At 45.6% G+C, this 25,975-nt stretch carries 25 protein-coding genes; 9 read left to right on the top strand and 16 right to left on the bottom strand.

Annotation, left to right across the window (positions count from 1 at the left end; all coding sequences use genetic code 11):
• Positions 1-181: 181 nt before the first annotated feature.
• From ABR189_RS21790 to ABR189_RS21775, 4 genes are all read left to right on the top strand, one after another.
• Positions 182-1,012 carry a helix-turn-helix transcriptional regulator gene (locus ABR189_RS21790; RefSeq protein ID WP_354662598.1) on the top strand — a complete coding sequence of 277 codons (831 nt, stop codon included), beginning with the start codon at positions 182-184 and terminating at the stop codon, positions 1,010-1,012.
• 72 nt (positions 1,013-1,084) lie between these two features.
• Positions 1,085-1,666: an NAD(P)H-dependent oxidoreductase gene (locus ABR189_RS21785; RefSeq protein WP_354662597.1), complete on the top strand. Its 582-nt coding sequence runs from the start codon at positions 1,085-1,087 to the stop codon at positions 1,664-1,666.
• Positions 1,667-1,745: 79 nt separating this feature from the next.
• Complete coding sequence (locus ABR189_RS21780; protein ID WP_354662596.1) at positions 1,746-2,318, top strand: hypothetical protein; 573 nt, start codon at positions 1,746-1,748, stop codon at positions 2,316-2,318.
• A 103-nt stretch (positions 2,319-2,421) separates the two neighbouring features.
• Positions 2,422-4,719 carry a GH92 family glycosyl hydrolase gene (locus tag ABR189_RS21775; RefSeq protein ID WP_354662595.1) on the top strand — a complete coding sequence of 766 codons (2,298 nt, stop codon included), beginning with the start codon at positions 2,422-2,424 and terminating at the stop codon, positions 4,717-4,719.
• Between the two features lie 105 nt (positions 4,720-4,824).
• Here ABR189_RS21775 and ABR189_RS21770 read toward each other — a convergent pair whose 3' ends face one another.
• Both ABR189_RS21770 and ABR189_RS21765 read right to left on the bottom strand, forming a co-directional pair.
• Positions 4,825-5,460 (bottom strand): response regulator, encoded by a 636-nt coding sequence (locus ABR189_RS21770; protein WP_354662594.1) that lies wholly within the window; start codon positions 5,458-5,460, stop codon positions 4,825-4,827.
• Complete coding sequence (locus ABR189_RS21765) at positions 5,450-7,399, bottom strand: 7TM diverse intracellular signaling domain-containing protein (protein ID WP_354662593.1); 1,950 nt, start codon at positions 7,397-7,399, stop codon at positions 5,450-5,452. The genes ABR189_RS21770 and ABR189_RS21765 overlap by 11 nt, the downstream gene beginning before the upstream one ends.
• Positions 7,400-7,556: 157 nt before the next feature.
• Between ABR189_RS21765 and ABR189_RS21760 the strand changes: the two genes are divergently transcribed.
• The gene (locus tag ABR189_RS21760) at positions 7,557-8,822 is read left to right on the top strand and encodes a hypothetical protein (RefSeq protein WP_354662592.1); all 1,266 of its coding nucleotides are present in this window, start codon (positions 7,557-7,559) and stop codon (positions 8,820-8,822) included.
• A gap of 25 nt (positions 8,823-8,847) precedes the next feature.
• Positions 8,848-10,008 carry a PKD domain-containing protein gene (locus ABR189_RS21755; protein WP_354662591.1) on the top strand — a complete coding sequence of 387 codons (1,161 nt, stop codon included), beginning with the start codon at positions 8,848-8,850 and terminating at the stop codon, positions 10,006-10,008.
• A gap of 59 nt (positions 10,009-10,067) precedes the next feature.
• On the opposite strand, the gene ABR189_RS21750 is transcribed toward ABR189_RS21755, so the two are convergent.
• The 3 genes from ABR189_RS21750 to ABR189_RS21740 all read right to left on the bottom strand — a co-directional run bounded on the left by ABR189_RS21750 (position 10,068) and on the right by ABR189_RS21740 (position 12,205).
• Positions 10,068-10,505, bottom strand: a complete 438-nt coding sequence (locus ABR189_RS21750) for a DUF2147 domain-containing protein (protein ID WP_354662590.1) — start codon at positions 10,503-10,505, stop codon at positions 10,068-10,070.
• Between the two features lie 66 nt (positions 10,506-10,571).
• Positions 10,572-11,324, bottom strand: a complete 753-nt coding sequence (locus tag ABR189_RS21745; protein WP_354662589.1) for a DUF4262 domain-containing protein — start codon at positions 11,322-11,324, stop codon at positions 10,572-10,574.
• Positions 11,325-11,371: 47 nt separating this feature from the next.
• The gene (locus ABR189_RS21740) at positions 11,372-12,205 is read right to left on the bottom strand and encodes a universal stress protein (protein ID WP_354662588.1); all 834 of its coding nucleotides are present in this window, start codon (positions 12,203-12,205) and stop codon (positions 11,372-11,374) included.
• A gap of 166 nt (positions 12,206-12,371) precedes the next feature.
• Here ABR189_RS21740 and ABR189_RS21735 point away from each other — a divergent pair, with 166 nt between their 5' ends.
• Entirely contained in the window at positions 12,372-13,214 is an 843-nt protein-coding gene (locus tag ABR189_RS21735; RefSeq protein WP_354662587.1) for a CvfB family protein, read from the top strand.
• A gap of 181 nt (positions 13,215-13,395) precedes the next feature.
• Complete coding sequence (locus ABR189_RS21730) at positions 13,396-13,608, top strand: hypothetical protein (RefSeq protein ID WP_354662586.1); 213 nt, start codon at positions 13,396-13,398, stop codon at positions 13,606-13,608.
• Between the two features lie 83 nt (positions 13,609-13,691).
• On the opposite strand, the gene ABR189_RS21725 is transcribed toward ABR189_RS21730, so the two are convergent.
• The 11 genes from ABR189_RS21725 to ABR189_RS21675 form a co-directional block, all read right to left on the bottom strand.
• A complete protein-coding gene (locus ABR189_RS21725) occupies positions 13,692-15,137 on the bottom strand; it encodes a hybrid sensor histidine kinase/response regulator (RefSeq protein ID WP_354662585.1) in 1,446 nt (481 codons plus the stop codon).
• 167 nt (positions 15,138-15,304) lie between these two features.
• Complete coding sequence (locus ABR189_RS21720; RefSeq protein WP_354662584.1) at positions 15,305-16,726, bottom strand: DHA2 family efflux MFS transporter permease subunit; 1,422 nt, start codon at positions 16,724-16,726, stop codon at positions 15,305-15,307.
• A gap of 6 nt (positions 16,727-16,732) precedes the next feature.
• Complete coding sequence (locus ABR189_RS21715) at positions 16,733-17,662, bottom strand: DnaJ C-terminal domain-containing protein (RefSeq protein ID WP_354662583.1); 930 nt, start codon at positions 17,660-17,662, stop codon at positions 16,733-16,735.
• A 148-nt stretch (positions 17,663-17,810) separates the two neighbouring features.
• The gene (locus tag ABR189_RS21710; protein WP_354662582.1) at positions 17,811-18,158 is read right to left on the bottom strand and encodes a DUF6686 family protein; all 348 of its coding nucleotides are present in this window, start codon (positions 18,156-18,158) and stop codon (positions 17,811-17,813) included.
• 189 nt (positions 18,159-18,347) lie between these two features.
• Positions 18,348-19,217, bottom strand: a complete 870-nt coding sequence (locus ABR189_RS21705) for a DUF4249 domain-containing protein (protein ID WP_354662581.1) — start codon at positions 19,215-19,217, stop codon at positions 18,348-18,350.
• 10 nt (positions 19,218-19,227) lie between these two features.
• Positions 19,228-21,867 carry a carboxypeptidase-like regulatory domain-containing protein gene (locus ABR189_RS21700; protein ID WP_354662580.1) on the bottom strand — a complete coding sequence of 880 codons (2,640 nt, stop codon included), beginning with the start codon at positions 21,865-21,867 and terminating at the stop codon, positions 19,228-19,230.
• 85 nt (positions 21,868-21,952) lie between these two features.
• Entirely contained in the window at positions 21,953-22,945 is a 993-nt protein-coding gene (locus tag ABR189_RS21695) for a FecR family protein (protein WP_354662579.1), read from the bottom strand.
• A 118-nt stretch (positions 22,946-23,063) separates the two neighbouring features.
• The gene (locus tag ABR189_RS21690) at positions 23,064-23,579 is read right to left on the bottom strand and encodes an RNA polymerase sigma-70 factor (protein ID WP_354662578.1); all 516 of its coding nucleotides are present in this window, start codon (positions 23,577-23,579) and stop codon (positions 23,064-23,066) included.
• Positions 23,580-23,749: 170 nt separating this feature from the next.
• Positions 23,750-23,923: a hypothetical protein gene (locus ABR189_RS21685; RefSeq protein ID WP_354662577.1), complete on the bottom strand. Its 174-nt coding sequence runs from the start codon at positions 23,921-23,923 to the stop codon at positions 23,750-23,752.
• Positions 23,923-24,228 (bottom strand): helix-turn-helix domain-containing protein, encoded by a 306-nt coding sequence (locus ABR189_RS21680; protein ID WP_354662576.1) that lies wholly within the window; start codon positions 24,226-24,228, stop codon positions 23,923-23,925. The genes ABR189_RS21685 and ABR189_RS21680 overlap by 1 nt, the downstream gene beginning before the upstream one ends.
• Positions 24,209-24,547 (bottom strand): type II toxin-antitoxin system RelE/ParE family toxin, encoded by a 339-nt coding sequence (locus ABR189_RS21675; RefSeq protein WP_354662575.1) that lies wholly within the window; start codon positions 24,545-24,547, stop codon positions 24,209-24,211. The genes ABR189_RS21680 and ABR189_RS21675 overlap by 20 nt, the downstream gene beginning before the upstream one ends.
• A gap of 393 nt (positions 24,548-24,940) precedes the next feature.
• On the opposite strand from ABR189_RS21675, the gene ABR189_RS21670 reads away from it, so the two are divergent.
• Entirely contained in the window at positions 24,941-25,963 is a 1,023-nt protein-coding gene (locus ABR189_RS21670; RefSeq protein ID WP_354662574.1) for a quinone-dependent dihydroorotate dehydrogenase, read from the top strand.
• The last annotated feature ends 12 nt before the right edge of the window (positions 25,964-25,975 follow it).

Here is a 25,975-nt window from a genome sequence, read left to right as displayed (position 1 = left end):
GTCAGGTGACTACACTATTGATCACTAGCATAGCACGTACCATAATTTATCCAAAAGTATAGCAATTCATCACGGAGAGCCTACACTTATTTGGAGGATACCAACACAATTTTGACCTATCTTAAAATCCTCCGGCTCCCCGGGATTTGCTAAATTCGTATCATCATAAAACAGTATCACTTTGGGAAAACCCGGTACACACCAAGGCTATAGCAGCAAAAGCATCCCTGTTCCCCCAGGTTGGGAAGCGGCATTTTCCCCTTTTTATTATGCGGCCAACCGGCAGCAAAAAACTGTCATTAAAAGACTATTGCCCACTTTTCAAACCATCCTCGTATTCAGCTTCGGGCATACCACCTACATCCATCCTGCCGGGGCACAGCTACTGACAATTGAAAATAGTATGGTCATAGGCCCCCTGAAAAAAACACTGGAATACCACCTGCCGCCAGGCAGTGAAATACTGGTGGCTAACTTCAAGGCGGATGCTTTTTACCGTTTCTTTGGTAAAGCGTTAAAGCCTTACCGAGAACTGCTGCTCCATCCGGATGAACTAACGCCGGCACATTGTTTTGCTACACTATGGCAGGAACTTAAAACACTACCTGTTGTTGAACAACGGGTGGCAAAATTACTGGACTTTGCCGGCACTTATCTGCGGGAACGGGAAATAGCTGCGGAATATATTATCAATAGCAAAGTGCCGGAAAGCCTGAACCCGGTGAAACTGATTGCACACCAAAACCAACAAAGTGCAAGAACCATTCAGCTGCAATATCAAAAATACCTGGGCTACAGTGCTAAGGAAATAAACCGGCACCAAAGGTTCGAAAAGGCTGTTACGCTTATCCAACAGCAGATAACGACCAATACAATCGACTGGTTTGAGGTGATACACCAATGCGGCTATTATGATCAAAGTCACCTGATACACGACTTCAATTTTTATATGGGCATTTCACCGGTACAATTCCTCAAACTGCAGGAAGATATCTGCATAGCCGCCGGGTAATACCCCTTTTCGTTTTCTTACAATACCACGCTGACCACCTGTTTTAAGTTTGCATGATAAAAATGTAATGCTATGAACCATTTAATTATCTATGCACATCCCAACACAGCAAGTATCAATTACCAGCTGAAAGAAACCGTTATCAGCGTTACGGAAAATGCCGGTCATATAGTAAGGGTACGCGACTTATATGCCCTGGATTTTAACCCGGTACTGTCATTAAAAGATCTGCAGGACCAGCGGGCAGGCCAACCCGATGCAATGATTACCGAAGAACAACGCCACATACAATGGGCAGATATGATCACCTTCATATATCCCGTATGGTGGACCGGTATGCCTGCCATTATGAAAGGATATATAGACCGCGTAATGACCTACGGATTTGCTTATCGTTATACCAACGGCATACAACAGGGATTATTAAAAGGTAAAACAGCTTTTGTAATCAATACACAGGGCAAATCGCACCGGGAATACCAGGCGATCGGCATGGATCGGGCACTAAAGCTCACCTCTGATACCGGTGTATATACTTACTGCGGATTTGAGGTAAAACAACACCTCTTTCTGGAGCAGGCCGACCGTGCCACGGGCGATGTGATCAGCAACTGGCTGCAACAGGTGACCAGCGCTTATGAAGCAATCGCATAAATTACGTATTTCCCGCAGTAACATTTTATATTTATCAGCCGTTTAGCAGGGAGTTAAAAACACCCCAAAAACAATAAATATGAAAAGTTATCTGTTCCTGATTGCCAGCTGCTTGCTACTGCAGTCCTGCTTTAATGATCCACCTCCCGAACCGGTGAATTATACCTATAAATCATTGCGGGATACTACCTCCTCTTATCTGCATCCCTTTGAGCTGCATATGTTTGCCGATACTTCGGCCGACTTCTACTTTACAGTGGGGCTTACGCATGATACACGTGGTACACATGCCAATTTCTTTATGCTTCCGCTGAAATCAAACCGGGTACAGGTAAAAGGGGAAGGGGATATTCCGGTATTTGCAAATGGTGATGCTATATCAGGTACACTGGCTACTCCTTACCGGTGGGATAAAATAACGGGCAAATTCTGCGAGCTGATCGTTAAAGATCCTCCCCCTATTGATTCTACCTGGGAAGGTGCCTGGAGCGGTGCTGTTAAAAAATATATTCCGGTACAGTTACATGACCATAACAAAGTGTATAATGGCTGGATCTCCATGAGTATTGATACCGTAGCACGTAAGATGATACTGCATGAATTTGGCTGGAACAAAATAGCAGGAGAAAACGCCGTGGCAGGCAGGCGTTAATCCTGCTCCCAATATACCACGGCCTGCTAAACACACACCGGATTTTAGCCATTTGCACTACTGATCTTTCCGTAAATTGCGGTCTTTAACGAACTTTTTTGCTATGAGATTCAGTGTAAAGTATGGCCGCATCCTCGCGGCACTGGGAGTTGTGCTGGCAAGTTATCCGGTTACAGCGCAGGACAAACAACCTGCTACAATTCAAAACAAAACAGCAGCTACACCGCTCGCTTATGTAGATCCCTACATTGGCTCCGGTGGACATGGTCACGTATTTGTTGGCGCCAGTGTTCCGTTTGGTGCCGTACAGGCCGGACCTACCAATATTGTAAAGGGATGGGACTGGTGTTCTGGTTATCACTATTCCGATAGTGTGATGATAGGCTTTACCCAAACCCACCTCAGCGGTACCGGTATCGGCGATCTGGGGGATGTACTGATCATGCCCTACACCGGTAAAGTGAAAACCAACCGGGGCACGCAGGAAGATCCAACCTCCGGCTATGCTTCCCGCTATTCACATGCGCATGAAACCGCTAAACCCGGTTACTATGCCGTATTGCTGGAAGATTATGATGTAAAAGCAGAACTGACCGCCTCTGAGAGAGTGGCTTTTCATAAATATACTTTTCCTGCCAATCAACCTGCACATATCATCATCGACCTGAAAGAAGGTATCGGATGGGATGGGGCTACCGACACCTACCTCCGCCAGCTGGATGATCATACCCTGGTAGGATACCGCTTTTCAAAAGGATGGGCGGAAGATCAACGCCTTTGGTTTGCGATCACCAGCTCCGTACCTGTTCAGCAACTGGCACTGTATGATGATAATACCCCCAGGGAAGGCAAGGAGTTAAAAGCAAAATATACAAAAGGTGTTATCTCTTTTGCACAAACACCTGCCGCTCCTGTGATGCTGAAAGTGGGCATCTCCCCGGTAAGCAGCGAAAATGCCCTGGCTAATATCCAGGCAGAAATCCCGGGATGGGATTTTACCAAAGTGGTACACACTGCGCAGGAAAAATGGAATAAAGAGCTGTCAAAAATAAAGGTGGAAACAACAGATGAAGTACAAAAACGGGTATTTTATACCGCTATGTATCATACGATGATCGCGCCTGCGCTCTTCAATGATCACAATGGTGATTATCGCGGTACCGATAAAAAAGTATATACCCATCCCGGATTTGATAACTACTCCATCTTTTCCCTGTGGGATATCTACCGCTCTGCTGCTCCGTTAAATACCATCCTGCATCCGGATAAAATAAACAGCTTCGTGAATTCTATGCTGGCTATTCACCGGCAACAAGGCAAATTGCCGATATGGCCCCTCATGGGTAGCGAAACGAATTGCATGGTAGGCTATCATGCCGTACCGCTGATCGTGGATGCCTACCTGAAAGGATATAAAGGGTTTAATGCTACCGAGGCTTTTGAAGCCATGAAAGCCTCCTCTACCCGGGATGATTTTGGCATGAAGTACATCAAGGAAAAAGGATATATCCCGGCAGATAAGGAATATGAATCTGTATCCAAAGCATTGGAATATGCAATTGATGACTGGTGTATTGCTGCTATGGCAAAGAAAATGGGTAAAAAAGCAGATTACGAATGGTATACCAAACGTGCGGCTTACTATAAAAACTACTTTGACAGCAACATCAAATTTGTTCGTCCTAAAATGGATGATGGCAGCTGGAAAACACCTTACGATCCTTTCTTCTCCAAACATGAAAAAGGCGACTTCACAGAAGGCAATGGCTGGCAATATACCTGGCTGGTGCCACAGGATGTTTATGGCCTGATTAACCTGATAGGTGGTGATGCCGCATTTACCCACAAACTGGACAGCCTCTTCACGGCTTCCGGTGATATGGGTGCAGAAGCGTCCAGTGATATCTCCGGTCTCATCGGCATGTATGCGCATGGTAATGAACCCAGTCATCATGTCACCTACATGTATGCTTTTGCAGGTGAGCAATGGAAAACTGCAGAGAAAGTAAGACAGGTGATGAAGGATTTCTATACAGATCAGCCGGAAGGCCTGGCAGGGAACGAAGATTGCGGGGCCATGTCTTCCTGGTATATCTTATCTTCTCTGGGATTTTACCCGGTAAATCCTGCCAATGGCGTGTATGTACTGGGCAGCCCATTGTTCAACAAAGCAAGTATCCAGGTGCCCAACGGGAAAACATTTACCATAGAAACGGTGAATAACAGCGCAGAGAATATCTATATCCAAAGTATCACTTTAAATGGTAAACCATATACGCATAGTTACCTTAAACATGCAGACATTGTAAAGGGCGGAATAATAAAATTTACGATGGGGAATAAACCAAACCATAATTTTGGTAACTTGCAGTCAAGCAGGCCGCCGGCTATGCTTAATTAATCAGATACTTACTAACCCATTATTAAAAGTGGCGTCTCATCAATAGTTGAGGCGCCCTTTTTTTTGTGCTACATACTATGCATGCAAAAGCTCTATCAGCGCAGGTTACAGATTATTTTCCGTCGCAAATTTTATCAGCTCCGCAGTAGATTTTAATCCCAGTTTATGAATAATATTTTTCCGGTGAGTATTGACGGTGTATTCTGCAATAAATAATTGCTGGGCAATGCGGGGGGTGGTTTGTCCATCCCGGATCAGTTTGGCTACTTCTTTTTCTCTGGGCGAAAGGGTGGAAAGTTTAATAAAGGCATCATCCGTCAGCTCCGCTGCATGCCCACGCTTTTCCTGTTCAAAAGCAGTGCCGCCGGCATGTATTTCCCGCACAGCAGCTATCAGCAAAGCTGTTTCTGCGCCTTTATACAAAAAGCCCTGCGCGCCTGCTTTTTGTACACGCCGGATAATCTCTGCAGAGGTATACATACTTAGCACCAGTACTTTTATATCCGGGAAGCCAGATACGATCATGGGTAATGCCGTCAGCCCATCCAGTTCGGGCATATTGATATCCAGGATCACCACATCGACGGCTGCGGCATGTTCGCGCAAACTGGCCATCAATGTTTTTCCGTTGGAACAAACTGCTGTAACAGCCATGTCTGTTTCTTCAGCAATTAATAATGCCAGCCCGTTAGCCAACATACAGTGATCATCAGCAATCACAATATTTATTTCAGCTGCCATATTTATTAGGGATATTAATAATGATCGTAGTGCCGGTGCCTGCTACATTGGTATCTATATACATGGTGCCGGAAAGATATTCCACCCTTGATTTTGTATTCTTTAAACCTATTCCGGGTGGCCGCAGCGTCCCGGAATTGAACCCGTTCCCATTATCTTCCGCAATCAGCTGTATGTTTTTTTCATCTATCAATGCCTGTATCATGGCTTCCGTAGCACCCGAATGCCGGATGATATTATTGACCAGTTCGGTCAGGATACGGAACAGGATCAGTTGTACTTCCAATGGCAGCTGGTCCAGCGGTGCTTCTATATAAGTACGTACCACTACGCCAGGAGAAAGATTGATATTGGTGGCCAGTTCTTCTACGGATTCTTTTAACCGCTTCTCTGCAAAATCCGGGGGCATCAGCTCATGACTGATATTGCGCAACTCCTCAGCTACTCCTTTCAATCCATTTTCCAGCTCGGCTCCCAGTGTTTTTAATTCCTCATTTTCCTGCAGCAATGTCCGGGCGCTCTTACGTTGCAATAACAAACGAATAGCCGTTAGCTTAGCGCCGATACCATCATGCAGGTCGGCCGCCAGCCGTTTTCTTTCTTCATCCTGCGCCAGGATCAACTGTGTGGACAATGCTGCCTGTGCCTTAAATTCCTGTAATTGCAAACTGCTGATCTTCTCCAGGGTATACCTGAACCTTCCGGTAAGTAATGCAGACAGGGTAAGCAGCTCAAAGAAAAGACCCCATGCGAGTGCATTGGGTTTCATCAGGTTAAAGTTGGTAATCCCGGTATGATTCAACAGAAAAAGCGCACAGCCTGCCAGGAAGAAAAAGAAAGTAATGCTATAATACCGGCACTGCAGGCTTCCTTTTATCACGCCCTTCACCAATGAATACAACACAAAACAAAGGGTCACTACAATCAGGGCATCACCGGTTTTTTGCAACCCGTGTATCAGCTCATAATGATCCGGTTTTGAAAACCAGGCTATCAGGGATACCTGTACGATTACAAACAGGGTATTGAAAATTATCAGGTAATTCCCCAGCCTGTTCAGCTGCGGATTAAACCGGCGTTGTGAAATGAACAGCTGCATGATCTTAATCCCGGTACTGCAGCTCAGCAACATCATATTATACTGCCCTGTTATCCAGCAGGCGCTATACAGCCACTGCGGAAACACCATGGCATCGATGCCATCTTCCATCAGGAGAAATACCGCATTCAGCAGCACATACAAACAATACCACAAATATATCCGGTCTCTGAGGAAGGCAAAGAGGATGAGGCTGAACAACATGCTAAAAGCATAAAAACCAATCAGCCAGGCCCAGTTTTGCTGGAACAGAAATGTTTGCTCCCATTGCAAAAAATCTTCTGTGGTGGTAATATCAGTAGGGAAATAGATATTGCCTGTCAGATTACCAATGCACAGATACAATACCGCATGCTCTCCTGGCTGCAACCAGAATGGCATACTCATTGCACGGGCAGGAAACAGGCGTTTGCCGGCAATATGCCAGGAAGAACCTTCACTTACCTTTTCCGGTTTCCCGTTTATCTCCCGGTACAACACCACCGTATCTGCAAAATTATAAATGCTCCATAACAGCCGGACAGGATAAACAGTAGCGCCTTTTACTTCCACCCTTAACCATACAAATTTGGTAGCATACCCCAGGCTCAGGGTTTTATTAAGATGCCAATGGCGGAAAGCACCTGCCTGGTAAGCATTGTTTGCTGACACTATATCGGGTACGGTACGGGAAGGTTGCAACCAGTAGGTATAATATGCCGACAGATGATCGTCATTCTGTTCATGAATGGTGAGTACCGGCTGGTAAGATTGTGCCACTGTTTTTGCAGCGGACAATATTCCGGTAAGCATCAGCATGAACAACCCGGTATAAAGCAGGTATGGGGGAGAATGCTTCATGTATTCACAAAATGCACATTGCAGTACAGAATAAAAATACCTAGATCTTGGTATAATGTCCGGGAATAAAGGTAATTATATTTGCGGCATAATATCATGTGACAGCCACCGGCTACTGCCGGCGGTTATAACCATCCTCCCATAATCATCATATGCTATGAAACAGTTCAGATTTATCTCCATCCTGGCATTATTGTGCCTTATCAGTTTCTATTGTAAAAAAAGCAGTTCCGGCGGCGATACCCAGCCTGCCACCCAGGGCTCCCTCCAGGTTATCAGCAATGCTTCGCTGGCCAATAAAACGAATGCCCTGCAGGCTGTTTATACCAGTGAAGACCTGAAGCTAAAAACACATTGTTATGGTACTTTTGATGCAACAGGCAATCCCGACAAGATCACTGAAATGGTGATCAACGACGCTGCCAATGCAGACACTGCCATCAACCTTATTTTTGATAACCAGATGCGGGTTACCACACTTTTCCGCACCAAAGGCGGCAAGAAGGTAAATGGGATGCTCACCTTTGATTATGACACCATAGGCAAAACGATCGTGAATGTGCTCTACTACGACTTTTCCACGGATAGCTCCAAACTGCTGGAGCGGTATGTGGTAGACAACAAACCTGAGTTTAAGGTATCCGACCGCACCAGTTATGCTGCAATGGGAGCAGGGGTAGGACACCTGCTGTCCTTGTTGTTTATCCAGTCTACCGCTTCCAATGTGGATGCCTATACGGTAAAATTTGTAGCTGCCGTAGCCGGGCTGGTGGGTGTGAATGGGGCCATATTTGCGGTGACTACCGCCGCTGGCTGCCTGCTGGGTGCTACCACCCTCAACCCTGCCGGGGTAGCCATGGGATGTAAAATAGGCGCTACGGTAGGTGCGATGATGGCCTTATCAAATACCAACGCACATGCGGCAGATGTATCTGCGCCACCTGCAGGCAGTCCTTTAAGCCCCTCAGAACAACTGGAAGGCAGCCCGCTCAAAAAAACAGCTCATTACCTGGGTACCAGGGGCACCTCCGGCGTGATCGCATTTGGTGGCAAACCCTATTGCAACTACACCGTTACCTATACTTATTATGCACTTGAGGTAACACTGGACAAACAGACACAAACCATCACGGCGGCCAACCTTGGGGCAACCATGACAGAAACCATAGAAAAAGGCTGTCTGCCAGGCGATCCTGTTGCGGCTAAACAACGGCACCTTTATTTTTTAAAGAATGCTACCGTAAATGGCCCCACGATTACCATCAACTTCACACAGGATGCTGCTGGCTTCCCCAGGAACAACGCTGTTTTTGTAGGAGGTATTAACGGCAACAATATCAGCGGTACCCTGACTTTTACCAGAACACCGCTATCGCTGCCCTGTGTGGTATCCGTTTCGATGAATGCCAAACTGATCTATTAACCCATAATGATTAAGCCTGAAATATATGCACCCGAAAAAACACCTGTACCTGTTCTGCTGTCTGGCACTTGGATATACTGCCTGTAAGAAAAGCGATTCCAGCCCCCCGGAAAAGCCCATGGCTGGTTTTACGTATAATATTCAACAGGCAGGATTCCTGCCTGCCAAAGTAATATTCACCAGTAATTCAAAAAACGCCAGCTCCCTGCAATGGTATTTTGGTGATGGGCAAACTACTGCAGGCATTGCCGTTGAACACACTTTTACCAAAGCAGGTACCTACCAGGTAAAATTAGTAGTCAGCAATGCGGGTGGAAAAGACAGCACTACCCAGGCAGTGACAATCGTCCAGAATAAACCTAAAGCAGGATTTGATTTTACCCTCGTGAATGAAGGCCAATTCCCCTGCCAGGTAAATTTTACTAATACCTCCGAAGGGGCGGATACTTATCAATGGTTCCTGGAAAACGGACAAACAGCCACCACCCTTCATACACAATACAGCTATCCATTGAATAAAATCTACCAGGTAAAACTGGTCGTTTCCAATGATGCGGGAAAAGACAGTATCACCAAACCGGTGATGATCAGCCCGATTGACAAATCCGTAGTGGTGTACCTGATTACACCCAGGGACCAGCCGTATAATCCGAAATATTATAATATCCTCAAAGCCTGTGTGCAAAACCTGCATACCTGGTACAAAACACAGCTGGGCAATAAAACGTTTACCTTAAATCCATTGATAGTAGATACCCTGAGAGGACAACATGATAAAGTCTGGTACAATAGCCACAACGGAGATTTTAGTGGATCAGATCCCCGGTTTTATGGCTATTCCAATACGCTTTATGAAATGCAGGCTTTATTGGGTAATGCGTTCAATACTACCAGGTACACCTACTTTGTTTATGTAGCCGCGCCGGGCGGCGGGGCCGGTGCAACAGGCTTTTGTGCCATGGGCGATCAGGACCTGGATGGATTGCTGGGGATCAACCCGGAAAACCTGGATCCTAATCGCTGGATTGGTGGGGGTGGTCATGAGCTGGGTCATGCATTTGGCCTACCTCATCCGGATAATCAGAATCCACAGGCCATCATGTGGACAGGCTATACAATTTACCCTAACTGTATCCTGCAACAAGAAGATAAAAATATCCTACAGGCAAGCCCTTTTTTCAAGTAAAATGAAAAGAGGGCACCTCTTTTTTGAGATGCCCTCTTTTCTTATCCCGCCTTTACTGGCTAATTCATCCGGGTCCATTTTTCGATGCGGCCCAATAGGGAAACCCCGATATAACCTCTTAGTTTCAGTGTATTTTTCCCATCCAGCGATATATTGCAACTGTACGTTTTACCGCTTTCCGGATCGTAAATAGTGCCATCTTTCCAGGCATCATCTCCGTTAAACTTTGCATCTTTCAGGATCACCATACCGATTACTTTCCGGCTTCTGGCAGCTATATCCGGGTTCTTTTCGTCAGTTGCCTCCTTCCCATCTTTCTGCGGATCCTGTAACCAGATGATTTTTCCAAAGTACTTATCTCCCTGCTTATATACCTGTACCCGGGCAGGGTTTTTACTCTTGGTGAGCCAGGTACCGGTGAGTGCATCAGCTTGCTGGGCAAAAGCGCCAAGGGATAACAGGAGTGGCATAGCGGCTGTAAAAAAAAGCTTGTTCATGATAAAAGATTTATAAATGATGATTTATAAACGATAACTTGGTAATGCTTCTCTTTACAACAATCCCTACTCCTCCTCACCGGCTTCCATCCGCTCCCATTTGTCGCCGGCAAACCTGCGGACCGCAATTTCTCCCATGGGCAGATTAAACAACTCATTCAAAGTAGGATCCAGCTGCACCATTTCTTCCAGAGATACCATCATAATATCTTCCTCTGCCACGGCTGTACCAGGCAAAAACTGCCAGGCGCCGTCCTCCTCATCATGATATACGTATAATACCGGCTGTTTGTCTTTCACTATCTGGCGGGAAGTAAAGGTGGCCACATGACGGGGCTCAAAAAACTTAAAGTCCAGCTTTTGATCCAGCAAAGGCTGGCTGAAGGCAATGGCCTCATCACAGGCTTTATCCCAGGGATAATGCTGCGCACCATCTGTCCAGAAAAGCTGTACGGCCGGAAATGATTTGCCATTATAATACCGTTGGGCATATCCCATATAGTCTTCCACATTATCTGCATACACAGTACGGAACCTTACCGGCAGTTCTTCCAGAATATCATAATCATCCTGGTCCAACACCAGGGGATGCCCCTCTTTTACTTTGGCAGCCGCTGCATTTAAAATTTCCTGAATCACCTCTACCGGCAGGCCAAATGTAATGATCTCCGGGTGTTTATATTTTTCCCATAGTCCGATGGTATAACCAAAAGACGGCGTAGCGGTATCCGCATCAAAAAAACCTACGAACCAGCCATACTTGTTAACAATGTCCCGGATCTCAGCCATCTCCTGCTTATCCTGCTCTTTCTGTGTCATGTAACGAATTTGAGATACAAAGATACGGTAGTACCCGCGTTTAAACGCTATGCCTCATGCAATAGTAATAAGGGTACATTGGTTTGATACGCCAGCTTTTTGGTAGTACTGCTGCGGAATAACCCCTCAAAAAAACCATAGTTCTTAGGAATGGTAATGATCAGGGAAGCATCTTCCTGCCGGGCAAATTCCATGATCCCGGTAGCTGCATCAGCATTGTCGGTATAGTTAAATTCCGCGCCGTAACCTTCCAGCGCTTCATATAGCTCTTTCAGCTCAATGGCGGTTTCCGGACGGAAATTCTTTTCCTTATGGTCTACATTTAATACCAGCACCTTGGCATGAAAAGCATCCAATACCTTTTTAAGACGGGGTATAGCAGTTGTCCCGGCAATCTTTTTCAGGTCGCAGGCAAATACGATACGCTGTACATTTTCCAACGCGGCGGAGGGTGGTACAATGATTACCGGGAAATTACTTTCCTTCGCTACGTGAATGGCATTACTCCCTATCAGCTGCTGCTCGATCTTGCTTTTGCCGGTAATCCCCATTACAATAAGATCAACACCCAGCCGCTCTGCCATGGCATTAAAAGAAAGTGGTACTCCGGCTTCTTCTGCCAGGTAAGAGATCTCAGTCTGAGAATCTGCCAGCGGCTTTAGTAAATGATACAGCTTCAACAGCTCCGCTTCACTGTTCTGACGCAATTCATCTCCATTCAGTGGAATCGCTCCCGGTACATCTGCAATACTTACCAGCGTCTGGTACGCATGAAACAAAATCAACCGTTTGGCACCAAACTGACGCGTAAGCATACAGGCATATTCTGCAGCATGATATGCCGTATCCGAAAAATCTGTAGGTAATAAGATCGTTTTCATAAAAAAAATGATTTACTGGATGTAACAACTAAAATACGGGAATGCAGTTTCACAAAACATGACATTTATCCTGTTCATCAATATTTAATCCAGATTTATCATTCAGCCATTGAAAACGATAATCGTACCTTTATGCCGGCTTTCAGCAGCCACATAAAAAAACAATATGGTAACAATAGGCACATATAATAGCTTAAGGGTAAAGAAAGAAATGGATTTTGGTGTATACCTTGCCGGGGATGGTGATCAGGAAATACTGCTGCCATCGCGGTTTGTGCCCAAAGGAACCAAAATAGGCGATGAACTGAACGTGTTCCTTTACCATGACTCCGAAAACCGTATCATCGCTACCACACAACGGCCTGCCGGTATCGTGGGGGATATCGTGAACCTTAAAGTGGTGAGTGTGACCCCACAGGGCGCGTTTATGGACTGGGGCCTGATGAAAGACCTCTTTGTACCACTGTCCCAGCAACAGATGAAAATGCGCCCGGGACAGGACTATCTGGTGAAGATCTATATTGATGAACAAACCGGCCGTATCGCTGCTACAGAAAAACTGGACAGGTTCCTCAGCAATGAAACCCTTACCGTAAAAGAAATGGACCTGGTAAACCTTATCATCTACCGTCGTTCAGACATTGGGTTTATTGTGATCATCAATCAGCAACATACCGGCGTATTACACTATGGAGAAATATTTCGTACCATAGATATTGGGGATACCATGAAAGGGTTTATTAAAAAGATCCGGGAGGATAATAAAATAGATGTGGTATTAGGACAGCCAGGCTATAAGAAAGTGGAAGATGAAAGTGAAAAAATCATCCGCCTCCTCCAGGAAAATAATGGTTACTTACCCTACCATGATAAATCAGCCCCAGAAGAAATTGCAGACTTTTTTGGGATGAGCAAAAAAACATTCAAAATGACAACCGGTACTTTATACAAGCAAAAAAAGATCGTTTTCACACAAACCGGCATCAAGCTGGTGGAAGAAGACGCCTGATATAACTTACCTGCTGGCAGCAACTTCCCTTCACACCGGAAATTTTCCTGCCAGCACTTTTCTACCTCACTTATTATCAATCACTTACCCAGCCTCGTATTTTATTTTATTTTACGTGAAAATATAGCACAAAAGTGTTATCTTTAGTACTTACTATCCGATGATATTTAACTATACTATCATGAGAAAAGCCGCTATTTTCACCGCTTTAGCTGGTGTATTGCTTGCACTGGTTACCTATATCGCTAGTGAGATAGGGTTAATGGATGTCAGAACCTTTTTCAAACTAGGCTTTATCGGGCTGGCGATGATGATTTTGGCTGCTGCTTACTTCCTTTTCTCCTCCCTGAGAGAGATGACCCGGGAAACAGATTTTTTCAGACGTATCCTCTAAATAAATACCTCCTCCCACTCCTTACAATCTGAGTAATTTATTCTACAAAATGCCCACAGGTAAACGCTTTTTCGTGTTTGCACTTATTGTGATACATCAAAAGTAATGGTAAACACGGTACCGTTTCCTACCACACTTTCTACTTCTATGCTCCCTTTATGGTTGAGGATAATATTCTGGGTGGAGGTTAATCCCAGACCGGTGCCTTTTGTTTTATTAGTAAAAAAAGGCTCAAAGAGCTTGCTCTTATTCTCTTCAGAAATACCACTACCGTTATCGCCTATGTGAATAACCGCCTTATTATCCTGCAGGAAGGTGCGGATGGTTAATACCCCCTTGTCCGGCTGCATGGCTTCTATACCATTAATGATAATATTCAGCAGGGCAATGATCATTTTTTCTTCATCTGCCTGCAGCATTACATCTGGTTCCATATAAGACGCTTCCAGCCGCATATTATTTAACTGTAGCCGGTCGGCTGCCAGTGTCATCGCTTTCTTTACCAGTTCGTTCACCCCATGCGCACTGATATGCAATTCCATCATACGGGTAGACTCCAGCAATTGGGTAACCAGCTGATTGATACGATGGCAGTTGCGTTCCATAATATCCAGGTACAATTCACTGTCGGGGATGTCATCCAGTTTTTCTTCCTTCAGCTGGCTGATAGACAACAGGATGTTGGTCAGCGGATTCCTCACCTCATGCGCTATTAACCGCGCAATACGCCCGGTGATCACAAACTTCTCCTGCTGTTGTTTTTCTTTTGCCTTTTTCTTCTGCTCAGTAATATCCTGTACGATACAGAGAAAGATCTGTTTCTTTTCATCCAGGAGCGTGGCATTGACCACTACATCCAGTTTTTGGCCCGCCTTATTCCGGAAAACATATTCCTGCTGCACTACACCGGATTCGTCACATAGCTGGCTGAGAAAGTCTTTAATCTGCTCATCCAGCGCAAAGAGATACATCAGGTCATGCTCATAAAGCGACTCCGCATCATGTTGCAATACCCTTAATGCGGCAGGATTGGCTGCAATGATTTTTTTGTCACAATTTGCCAGCAGGATAATATCATTTGATTTCTCGAAGATGCTGAAATAACGGCGTTCACTGTTTGCAATGGCGGTGAGATGGGAAAATTTATCCAGGGTATAACGGATCGCTCTTTCCAGCATGGCTGCGGTAATTTCCCCTTTTACCAGGTAATCTGATGCCCCCGCCTCCATGGCTTCCTTATCGATCTTGTAATCCCCCTTTCCGGTCAGTAAGATCACCGGGTCATTATATCCCTGCTGCTGGAAATAATGCAGCATATCAATACCGGTATATTGCCCCAGACGATAGTCTACCAGATACAGGTCGTGCGACCTGGACTCAATAGCCAATACCCCCTTCTCGTAAGTAGAGGCCCATTGTATAATGTACTGCTCCGGGGAGATGTCGTCCAGTAAACTACTGACAAGGAAAAAATCATCCTCATCATCATCAATCATCAAAATCCGGATCTTGTCTGTTACCATCGTCATAATACCTTCAATTCAACAATAATAAATCAATAATTATGCAAATTTCATTTTCCCCCTCTTTTTTACGCGGGAAAGGTCATTGCCATTCTGTGGAACGGTGTATGTGTGACGGGTCTGGTATGCGGGAAAATAATTACCATCCTATGAAACAGTGTATGTATGGCTGGTCAGGTATGTACATGGGTAGTATCTGCGGTAGGTACTTCATTTTTCCGGGGCATAAAAAATGCCGGTATCAGGGTAACCAGTAGGATAAAAAGAGAAATACGGAAGCCTGTTTGCAGGGAAATATGATGCGCAATGGGTGCACTCACCCCATGTTCCAGTTGGGTATTCAGGGTAGATTGACTGATAATGGCCAGGATAGCGATCCCTAAAGCGCCGCCTACCTGCTGCATCAGGCTGCTGATAGAAGAGGCCATCGTTACCTGCGAAGGACGTACCGCACTGATCGTTGCGGCATTCAGTGGGGCTATCAGCAAGCCCATCCCAAATCCACGTATGGCCATGGTAGTAATGATCAGCCATACCGGACTGCCTACGTCCAGTATCGAAAAGAAATACATGGATACTGCCAGTAAAAAAAGCCCCATCATCGAAATATTCCGGGAACCATGCTTGTCAGACCATTTCCCAGCAAACGGCATCATCGCGGCCATCATGATCGAGTTAGGCAAGATCAGCAACCCCGACATCGACTCTGAATACCCCATCAGCCCCTGCAATAAAAACGGTAGCAGGAAAAGCCCTCCGAATAAAGCTGCCGCCCGCGAAATAGTAACCAGGATACAACTTACAAATGCATAGTTGTTAAACAACGTGAGATCTATCAATGGATTTTTGTTCCGCCGCTCCAATACAATAAATACCACCAGCGCTACGATGGCAACACCTAACGTGATCGCTATCTGCGGAGATAATAAACCTATCCGCTCCGCTTTTGCAATCCCGTATTGTAACGTAACGAGGAAAATAGTTAAGGTCACAAAACCCGCCAGGTCAAAGGGTATTTTTACAAAGGTTTGCTTGCGCAATACTCCCAGGTATTTAAAGGCCAGGGCTATCGTGATCAGCCCGATAGGAAGGTTGATATAAAAGATAGAAGGCCAGCCGTACAACTGTGTTAAAAAGCCGCCCAGGGTAGGTCCTATGGCAGGCCCCATAATATTGCCCAGCCCCCACCATCCCAGTACGGTGCCCCGCACCCTGGCAGGGAATACATAAGACACAATAGCCATAGAAGTGGGTGCCAGCGCTCCTCCTCCCAGGGCCTGAATAATACGCGCTACCAATAGGGAGGAGAGGTCGGTCGATAAGGCACACATCAAAGATCCCAGGGTAAAAACGCTGATGGCAGCAATATATAAATTGAAGAAGCCCAGTTTGCTTTTCAGCCAGTTGGTCAACGGCATCAGAATAGAAAAGCTGAGCATGTATACAGTGATCACCCACTCAATATCATCCAGGCTGCATTGAAACTGCCGGCTCATCACAGGAAGGGATATATTTACAATACTGGAGTCAATACCGGCCATGGTAGTGCCCAGTACCATTACAAACAAAATCCCGCCCCTGTTTTGATCTCTCATGCCTGGCTATTTTTCCATTTGAGCCAACTGCTCAAACAGGGCCTTTTCTTTATCAGAAAGCTGTGTGGGAATATGCACGATGGCTTTCAGGTAAAGATCGCCATGTTCGGATGGCTTACTATGATGTGGCATTCCTTTTCCTTTTAAACGGAATACCTTACCACTATCGGTACCTGCGGGCACTTTCATGCTGAGTGATCCTCCCGGTGTCTGTACCGTTACTTTACCTCCTAATATTGCCGTGTATAAAGGCAGGGACAAATCGGTGTAAATATCCTGTCCTTTCAGTTCAAATTGCGGGTGGGCAGACAACCGGATGCTGATCAGTAAATCTCCGGGTTCCCCACCTTTTCTGCCCGGCCCTCCTTTTCCTTTCAGGCGGATCACCTGTCCTTCGTACAGGCCGGCTTTCAGTTTTATATTCAGGCGGGCACCATTTACCTCAACCTGTTTGGTACCACCGGTATACGCATCTTCCAGCGACACTTCCATGGAGGCCTGGATATCCCGCCCCCTGGCCGACCGCTGTTGTTGCTGTCCCCGGCCAAAACCACTGCCAAATAATTGCTCAAAGAAGTCGGAGAAATCACCGGAGCCGCCAAACATATCTTCTGCACTACTGCCACCATAACTCCGCGACTGTCCGCCACGGCGGCCACCACCAAACTGTGACCAGTCAAAATCTTCTGCCCGGCCCCCATGCTGCTCGTAATGCTTCCAGTTTTCACCAAACTGATCGTATTTCTTCCGCTTGGCCTCATCTCCCAGCACTTCATAGGCTTCATTGATTTCCTTGAACTTATCTTCCGCCACTTTATCTCCGGGATTTTTATCCGGATGATATTTTACGGCCAGTTTGCGGTATGCTTTTTTCACCTGGTCGGCAGTAGCGGATTTATCTATACCAAGTATCTTGTAGTAATCTTTTACATCCATGGGTGTTGAACATAATACGGTTAAACATGCTGCTGTGTATTGTAAATAAAAACAATAAACATACCACAAAGATAACGGTTAACCGGCGAAAAGGCGCTGCCAGTATAAGGGGTATAACAGCGGGAAGAAGTATAAAGTTCAGGGAGTATTACAATTTATCCCCGTTCACCGGGGGCACGGTAGCCTCCAGGATCTGATAGGCTTCCAACAAGGCACTGGCCTCCAGCAGCATCCGGGTAAGGCGGTTTATTTCAACGGCGGTAAGTACCAGCATTACATTTTCATCCGGCAATGGCAGGCTCATCACTTTCTCATGGGCATCACACGGATCAGCTTCCTGATAACCGCTATGCAGCAACATGCGCACAAAACAATGGAACTCATTCAGGGAAAAACTGATGGCAGTAGTGCCAAAGGCTACCTGCATGCGCTGGCAGCTTAAACAACGGATCACGTAACCGCTGCCGCTATGATAAAGTGTTTGATAAGTACACATGGGCCGGATTGTGCCTCTGGCGGCTGCAGGATACAGCCGCCATAAGGTCTTTTTTTATCATCACTCAAAAGTATCTTGCTATTTCATCACCGTATTACCGTTGTTATAGCATACTGGTAGCGAAATTAGGGAACAACCGGGGCTTGCATTGCTCACATCAGGAAATCAGTTTACGAAAAAGGGAAAAAGTTATGGGTCTACTTTAAATGCTACCCAGCGGGTATTAATGCCTGCTACTACGCCATGTCCGTTTTCCACATTGGAATATACAAATACAGGTTCCGTAATAATGCTGCCGCCATCCTGCTGTTGCAGGGTAAGTGTTTTCAGGTATTTAAATGCCGTAACGCTGAGCGCACTGATTTCTACTACCAGATAGGGGGTGGTGATGGCCTGCTGTGCTTCCAGCACAAATACCAGTTCACGGCCATTAAAACGTTCATCTTCCAGCACCAGGGTATTATAATAAGAGTCTACCGCCCTGTCTAAAAAATTATTGCTGAACACGGGGTCCAGCCGGTAAGGTATAATGGCTTGCGGTACCGCTTCTTTTCCGGCAGGGGGTTCACTGGCCGAGTACACCCGTATGCGGTAATAGTTTTTAATACTGCCAGGATCTTTCAGGGTAAAACGTATCTTTTTAATGCCTTGCTGCGCATGCCCCCGGTAAGCTAGCGGCTGCCGGGGTAAACTATCAGTGGCTTCCACACTTTTAAACCCTGTCATAGCTGCCTGTACCGTATATTGGCGGTCTGCCCTGACAGGAGCAGCAGAAACAAAATAACCACGTCCGTTGATCACCTTCCAGGTAAACGGTGCCATAGGTACGTTATCTTCCAGCAAACGTACCTGTGCCTGTGGCAGCTCGGGAAAGTTAAACGAATCACTCACACCGATCTGCACACTTTTAGTAACCCGCAGATACATCAGTGAATCCGGCTGCATAAAGCTGGTCAGCACTATTTTATCTCCTTCATATGGGAAGGCTATTTCCTCTTTACTTTCACAGCCTGTACTCATTACGAATAACAGTATAGCGCCTACGAAATAATTTTTCATATCCGTTCATTTAAAACTTGATAGCATACGAAACACTGGGAATAATAGGAATACTGATACGCGACAGATAGCGGGTTTGTGTATCCGCACTCTTTCTCATATAATAATAAAATGGATTCTTCTGATTATAGGCATTGTAAAAGCTGAAGTTCCAGCTTTTGGTCCACCATTTCTTTTGTTTGGTATAAGTAAAGCTGAGATCCAGCCGGTGCGAGTTGCCTGCCCGGAAACCATTCCGCTCACCGATATGATCCACCCTGTTGTAATAATCCGGCCCCGGGAAAAACGGGGATACTTCCGTATTACCTTCATAACTGGAAGTAGCCAGCGTTAAAGCATTGCCGGTATTAAACTCCCAGCTGGCAGACACTTCCCAATGCTTGCCCAGTTGCTGTATCACTACCAGCTCTATATCATGACGGCGATCGTACTTATACGGGAAGGCCCGGCCGCCATTTACTTCGGGAAACTGACGGGTAGACCATGCCAGTGTATAGCCCAGCCATCCCCGGGTAGTTCCTTTCTTTTTTTCCAGCAAAAATTCCATACCATAACTCCAGCCTTTCCCGATCGCTACTTTGGTATCCCACCGTGTAGTAGCCGAATTGATAAAAGAAGCATTTTCTTTATACTCGATGATGTTATCCATGGTTTTATGATAGGCTTCCAGGGAGATCTCATACTTCCGGTTGTTGCTCGTTTTAGCGATACCAGCAGTGGCCTGTCTGGAAAGCATCGGTGGTACCAGCTGTGTGGAAGGTACCCACAGGTCTGTAGGCAAAGCTGTTCCATTATTGGTGAGCAGGTGAATATACTGGTTCATGTAGGTATAGGCCCCTTTCACCGCCCAGTTGTAAGGCAGCATCCAGCGAACCCCCAAACGGGGTTGCAGGGATACATATGCCCGCCTTTCCACCAGGAAAGCAGCAGCGCGCATGCCCAGATTAATATGAAGGGATTTAAGTACTTCCCAGTCATCTTCTCCATACAGCGCAAACTCCCATCCAGGTATGCTGGTTTTGTTGGTCACCGTATCCATGGGTACTGCATCGCTGCTTTTATCTTCATACACGGAAATACCCGGCTTAAAAATATGTTCGGTCACTTCTCCGCCAAACTTCACGGCATGTTTGGGATTGGGCCGGTAATCAAAGTCCATCTTCAAACTCCCGTTCTGCATCCGGGAATAATACTTGCCGTATTGGCTGCGCTGTTCATCCGTACCAGGTACCTCGTATTTATACCGGTAGTCAGTAAAGAAATAATATTGGGAGTAGTTCAGCGTAAGATTGGAAAACAGCTGAGGCGTATAAATATGGTTCCAGCGCAGGGAGCCTATCCCATTGCCCCATCCAATCTGGAAACGGGAATTTTCTATATAGGGCGTTTGTCCGCTGGTGTTATTGGTATTATCCCGTCCTGCTTTTATCAGAAAATTATCCTGTCCGAAGTAACCGCTTGCATAAATCCGGTCTTTAGGGGAAAAGATATGGTTCACCTTTACATTCACATCATAAAACAAAGGGGAGAAATAAGCTGTTTGCCCTTTACCATCTGTCAGGTTGGCCCCATTGGTGAGCACATCCAGGTAAGACCTGCGGGCAGATACTACAAAAGAGGTTTTATCTTTTACAATAGGTCCTTCTACTTTAAATTTAGCTGCCAGCAAACCGATCGCTACATCTCCATGTACCTTACGCATGTCGCCGTCTTTCAGGGAAATATCGATCACAGACGACAGGCGCCCGCCAAACCTGGCCGGGAAAGCACCTTTATAGAGGTCGGCTGTTTTCATCACATCCGGATTAAAGATGGAGAACAATCCCAGGAGGTGGGAGGAGCTGAATACCGGCGTACCATCTACCAGAATCAGGTTCTGGTCCGGGCTGCCTCCTCTTACATGCAATCCGCTGGCGCCTTCCATGCCGCCAGATACGCCTGGCAGGGCCTGTAGTGCGCGTATCAGGTCGGCCTCTCCCAATAGTTTGGGCATCGCCTTTACTTCAGCGGCATTTACATTGATCCGGCTCATCTGGGTTTGTTCCTGCAATTTTTGCTGGGTAGATTCTGTGATCACTACTTCCGGCAGATTGCTCAATGGCTGCAGACCTACGATCAGCTGGGGGGAACCTGTTGCCGGCAATGGCTGGCGCAAAGGAGTATATCCCACGTAAGATACTACCAGGCTGCCGGTATCTTTGGGGATAGTTAAACTGAAAAAGCCATATTGATTGGTAACCGTACCTGCCTGCCGGGATGGAGAAAAAACAGTGGCGCCAATAAGTCTTTCCTTTGTCACCCCGTCTTCTATATAACCGCTGATAGTGCGGGTCATACTTTTTTTGATGGTCAGCACCACCTGGTCACCGATGCGGGTAAATTCAATATCATAGGGCGTAAACAATTCATCCAGCACTTTTTTCAGTGGCCGGTTTTGTGCATGAATAGAAACGGGGGCAGAGAGGTCAACAATATCACGGCTATATGAAAAATGAATACCATAATTCTTTTCCAGCAGCTCACAGGCAGCACGCAATGGCTGCTTGTTTAGTATGACAGTTACTTTTGTGTTCCAGTCCCATGCTATCGCCCTAAAAGGGAATAACAACAAGAGCATCCCTACCAGTAATACCCTGGTCAATGACATCATATAGATTTATTAAACGACGCAACAGGCCGCCAGCAATAGTTCTTTAAGAACTTACTGCTGGCGGCCCCTCGCTCCGGTAGCTACCTTACTTTACAATATATTGCTGCGCTCCTGTTTTCTCCCACTTTGAATTGGTCATAAAAGACAGGGAGGCTAATACATTATCTATAGGCTCATTTGTGAAAGTAGCAGTAACGGGTGTTTTCAGTAAGGTCACATCCGCCACAGATACCTTTACGTTATATACAGTACATACCGTCAATAGTACTTCTTCTAACGGAGCATCATGGAAAACCAATGCTTTTTTATTGATATCAGCTACATGCGTAGCCACTTTAAATATCTCCTGTTCCTTGGCCCTTTTCAACAGCATACCATCCGTCAGCACCACACTATCCCCCTTTACATGATCTATCACCATTACCTTACCTGTGCTCACGTGCACCATTAATCCGGCTTGTTCCGGCTGATAGTCGATGGTGAACCGGGTACCCAGCACCCGCACTTCTGTGCTGCCTGCTGTAACTATAAACGGACGTTGCTCATCTTTAGTTACATCAAACATGGCTTTTCCATGCAAGGATACTTTCCGGTCTTTTTTGCCAAAGTTTTTACTCAGGCTTACGGTGCCCAGGGTATCTACCTGTACACTGCTGCCATCTTCCAGCATAGCCGCTACCGGTCCGGTATACCGTTGCTGCCCGGCAGTATTGCCACCTAACCACCACCAGCCGGCACCCAACAAGATAACCAGTACTGCTGCTACCTTCCACCAGCCAAAGCTGCGGCGCTCCGGCATAGGATATACTTTCGGTTCCGGTACTGCCGGCACCGCTTCCTGTGCGGCTATTTTGCCCGACAACTGCGCCCAGGAGGTATTCGTTTGCTCCTGATGCACCACCACCAGCGGCGAAGTAGCTGTCCCTATGATCTTGCCCAGGGAAGTCAGCAAGGCTGCATTACCGCTACTATCTGCTTTCCACGCTTCCACCCAGGCACGCTCCTCCGCATCTGCTTCCTCCAGCAGATACTTACATAGTAAGGTATACAGTGCTTCATCCTGGTAAGATGTACTCATTGAACAGTTGTATGCTTTTATAACTGACGCATGTGGAAACCACTTTCCCCCATGGCATAAATATTTTTCTTCTACCTGATAGGATGCTCAGCAATACTACTGATAACCAATCATTTAATTATAACAAAAATCCGGTCAGCAAAGGCAGGTATTCCTTCAGCTCCTCATGCAGGATCTTCAGCGCCTTCCCCATCTGGTTCTCCACCGTTTTTACAGAAATATTCATCGTTTCCGCAATTTCCGCATATTTCAGGTTTTGCTGACGGCTCAGGACAAATACTTCCCGGCACCGTTCCGGCAAGCTCAATAAAGCCTGCTGATACAATGCTTCCAGCTCCCGCACCTCACTATGCACCGGGGTAGCCGTATCCTGAGTAGTACTGAAAAAGGTTTCTTTTTCCGAGCGCACCGATTTTTTACGCCACTGGCTGATCGCCGTATTCCGGATCGCAGAAAACAAATAGGCCCTCACCTGGCCGGTAATCACAATGGTATCCCGCTTTTCCCACAATTTCAGGAATACCTGCTGCACGATCTCCTCACCTTCATGGGCATCTCCCGTGTAGTGCGTTGCAAAAGCCAGGCAATGTGCATGGTTTTCCTTAAATATTTCTTCAAATGCTTGGAGTTCCAATATATTGCTATTGCGGCAAAATTAATGGCTTCCCTGCACAGAACAAAGAGCCGGAAAATAATTAAAAGTTACTTGATGGGTTTTTAAGTATTTATTAACAGATCAGGGGATACAAAAGAAAAACCCCGCCTGGATGGGTAGGGCTTAACATATAAAATAACTTAAACAGGCTACAGCGTCTTTAATGAAGCCATCAAAGCATCTGCCTGCTCTTTTGTTTTAATGATTTGATGTAAGGATGACCTGCGGCGTGCAGAAGACTTAATTTTAACAGTTTTTCCAGTTACACGGGCTTTATCAATTAATCCCAATACCCTTTCTTCAACTTTTTTGTCTTTTTCCATTATAGTGTAATTGACAATTGAACCCTGCCACCAAGTCCTACTTCTACAATTTCCTTCAAAGTTGAAATTCTAACTTCCTTAATATCATTCTCAATCTTTGATATGTAGGATTTTGTTTTCCCTACTTTATAAGCAAGTTCTTCCTGTGTCAACCCTTTTGCTAATCTGGCTTCGTGCAATAATGCACCAATCTTAAAATTTTGATACCCTTCTTCCAGCTCTTCACGCTTTGTAGTTCCGCGCTTACCAAAGTGTTTATCTTTAAACTGGTCAAGTGTTGTAATATTATTTTTTATCTTTTTCATATGTATGCTTAATTTTCAACGCTTTCTCAATTTCATGCTTAGGTGTTTTCTGGGTTTTCTTTTGAAAACCGTTCATTAACACTACTAACTGGCCTTCATCAAAGAAGCAAAAGATGCGAAAAATATCATTGCCTAACTGAATGCGAATCTCATAAAGTGCATCTGTGTTCTCAAGATGCTTTAGATAAGTTTCAGGAATTTTTTCTATCTCCTCAATTAAGTTTAAAGTCCAAACCACTTTTCTCTTCACTTTGTCTTGCTGCTTCTCAAAAAATTCTTCAAAATAATTCTTATAAAAAACAACTGTTCTATGCTTCATTTTTATGCTGATATAAAGATACGAAAAGTTTCACTAAAGGACAACAAATTATTAAAGTTATAACACATGAACTTAGCCTCACACACTAACACATTGTATTTCATTCATTCGAAAAGCTTCCAGCAAACAAACCTCATATACATTACAAACCATACAAACACAATTAGAGGATACTGAAATGATGGATTAATGATGCACTTGATCATTTTAATCTTTACCGCTATTGCCATTGGAATTTGGGGGTTAACATATTTTGGGAATTAACTACTATATCCTCTAATTTACGTTTTTCCAATCACCTTGACTAAAAATCCCCGCTATACCAGCAACTATTTTTCAACTCATCTCATCTACGCCAGAGAACTCTTCGGCTGAACCATTATCTTTGCACCGATGTATACGCTTATTAAAAAACTGCTCTTTAGTTTTCCGCCGGAGAACATTCACCACAGCGTTATGCGTGGATTAAAAGTGATTTATAGTTTGCCGCTGGGCAAAACAATCTTAAACGCATGTTGCGGGGTAAAAACCAACAGACTGGAACGTGAGTTATGGGGACTGCGGTTTAAAAACCCTGTAGGACTGGCCGCTGGCTTTGATAAAGATGCAAAATACATCGATGAACTGGCCTGCCTGGGGTTTGGCTTTGTGGAGATCGGTACGGTTACCCCGCTGCCACAGCCTGGTAATGACCAGCCCCGCTTATTCCGCTTACCGGCAGATAAAGCGCTGATCAACCGGATGGGCTTCAACAACGAAGGTGCCGTGGCTGCTGCCAGAAGATTACAGCAACGCCGGTCCAATATTATCATTGGTGGCAATATTGGTAAAAACAAAGCGACGCCTAATGAAGAAGCGGTGAATGACTATGAAAAATGCTTTCATGCATTGTACAGCTATGTGGATTACTTTGTGGTAAATGTAAGCTCTCCCAATACGCCCAACCTGCGGGCCCTGCAGGAAAAAGAACCGTTGAAACAATTACTGCATCACCTGCAGGTATTGAATATGCAGCAAACGAAAGCCAAACCTGTTTTGCTAAAGATCGCGCCCGATCTGACCAACGAACAACTGGATGATATCATCGAAATTGTACAGGACACTAAGCTGGCAGGGATTGTAGCTACCAATACGACCATTGATCGTTCCGGTCTGCAAACACCGGCAGCAGATGTGAACGCTATAGGAGCTGGCGGATTGAGTGGGCTGCCGGTAAAACAGCGCGCTACAGAAGTGATCCGCTACATTCACAAAAATAGTAACGGACAAATTCCTATCATCGCAGTAGGTGGTATTTTTACCGCAGCAGATGCACAGGAAAAACTGGATGCAGGCGCTTCCCTGGTACAGGTATATACCGGCTTCATCTATGAAGGACCCACCATTGTTAAAAAGATCTGCGCCGGACTGAAATAATAAGGAGTACGA

Source organism: Chitinophaga sp. H8 (assembly GCF_040567655.1).
GTDB classification, from domain to species: domain Bacteria; phylum Bacteroidota; class Bacteroidia; order Chitinophagales; family Chitinophagaceae; genus Chitinophaga; species Chitinophaga defluvii.
The sequence above is the reverse complement of the archived record's forward strand: the minus strand, read 5'-3'. Positions and strand labels throughout refer to the sequence as shown.

What these genes read in the sequence shown, in the direction of transcription:
- ABR189_RS21785 (WP_354662597.1), top strand. Translation starts at nt 1,085, where the DNA reads ATGAACCATTTAATTATCTATGCACATCCCAACACAGCAAGTATCAAT.
- ABR189_RS21780 (WP_354662596.1), top strand. Translation starts at nt 1,746, where the DNA reads ATGAAAAGTTATCTGTTCCTGATTGCCAGCTGCTTGCTACTGCAGTCC.
- ABR189_RS21775 (WP_354662595.1), top strand. Translation starts at nt 2,422, where the DNA reads ATGAGATTCAGTGTAAAGTATGGCCGCATCCTCGCGGCACTGGGAGTT.
- ABR189_RS21770 (WP_354662594.1), bottom strand. Translation starts at nt 5,460, where the DNA reads ATGGCAGCTGAAATAAATATTGTGATTGCTGATGATCACTGTATGTTG.
- ABR189_RS21765 (WP_354662593.1), bottom strand. Translation starts at nt 7,399, where the DNA reads ATGAAGCATTCTCCCCCATACCTGCTTTATACCGGGTTGTTCATGCTG.
- ABR189_RS21760 (WP_354662592.1), top strand. Translation starts at nt 7,557, where the DNA reads ATGAAACAGTTCAGATTTATCTCCATCCTGGCATTATTGTGCCTTATC.
- ABR189_RS21755 (WP_354662591.1), top strand. Translation starts at nt 8,848, where the DNA reads ATGCACCCGAAAAAACACCTGTACCTGTTCTGCTGTCTGGCACTTGGA.
- ABR189_RS21750 (WP_354662590.1), bottom strand. Translation starts at nt 10,505, where the DNA reads ATGAACAAGCTTTTTTTTACAGCCGCTATGCCACTCCTGTTATCCCTT.
- ABR189_RS21745 (WP_354662589.1), bottom strand. Translation starts at nt 11,324, where the DNA reads ATGACACAGAAAGAGCAGGATAAGCAGGAGATGGCTGAGATCCGGGAC.
- ABR189_RS21740 (WP_354662588.1), bottom strand. Translation starts at nt 12,205, where the DNA reads ATGAAAACGATCTTATTACCTACAGATTTTTCGGATACGGCATATCAT.
- ABR189_RS21735 (WP_354662587.1), top strand. Translation starts at nt 12,372, where the DNA reads ATGGTAACAATAGGCACATATAATAGCTTAAGGGTAAAGAAAGAAATG.
- ABR189_RS21730 (WP_354662586.1), top strand. Translation starts at nt 13,396, where the DNA reads ATGAGAAAAGCCGCTATTTTCACCGCTTTAGCTGGTGTATTGCTTGCA.
- ABR189_RS21725 (WP_354662585.1), bottom strand. Translation starts at nt 15,137, where the DNA reads ATGACGATGGTAACAGACAAGATCCGGATTTTGATGATTGATGATGAT.
- ABR189_RS21720 (WP_354662584.1), bottom strand. Translation starts at nt 16,726, where the DNA reads ATGAGAGATCAAAACAGGGGCGGGATTTTGTTTGTAATGGTACTGGGC.
- ABR189_RS21715 (WP_354662583.1), bottom strand. Translation starts at nt 17,662, where the DNA reads ATGGATGTAAAAGATTACTACAAGATACTTGGTATAGATAAATCCGCT.
- ABR189_RS21710 (WP_354662582.1), bottom strand. Translation starts at nt 18,158, where the DNA reads ATGTGTACTTATCAAACACTTTATCATAGCGGCAGCGGTTACGTGATC.
- ABR189_RS21705 (WP_354662581.1), bottom strand. Translation starts at nt 19,217, where the DNA reads ATGAAAAATTATTTCGTAGGCGCTATACTGTTATTCGTAATGAGTACA.
- ABR189_RS21700 (WP_354662580.1), bottom strand. Translation starts at nt 21,867, where the DNA reads ATGATGTCATTGACCAGGGTATTACTGGTAGGGATGCTCTTGTTGTTA.
- ABR189_RS21695 (WP_354662579.1), bottom strand. Translation starts at nt 22,945, where the DNA reads ATGAGTACATCTTACCAGGATGAAGCACTGTATACCTTACTATGTAAG.
- ABR189_RS21685 (WP_354662577.1), bottom strand. Translation starts at nt 23,923, where the DNA reads ATGGAAAAAGACAAAAAAGTTGAAGAAAGGGTATTGGGATTAATTGAT.
- ABR189_RS21680 (WP_354662576.1), bottom strand. Translation starts at nt 24,228, where the DNA reads ATGAAAAAGATAAAAAATAATATTACAACACTTGACCAGTTTAAAGAT.
- ABR189_RS21675 (WP_354662575.1), bottom strand. Translation starts at nt 24,547, where the DNA reads ATGAAGCATAGAACAGTTGTTTTTTATAAGAATTATTTTGAAGAATTT.
- ABR189_RS21670 (WP_354662574.1), top strand. Translation starts at nt 24,941, where the DNA reads ATGTATACGCTTATTAAAAAACTGCTCTTTAGTTTTCCGCCGGAGAAC.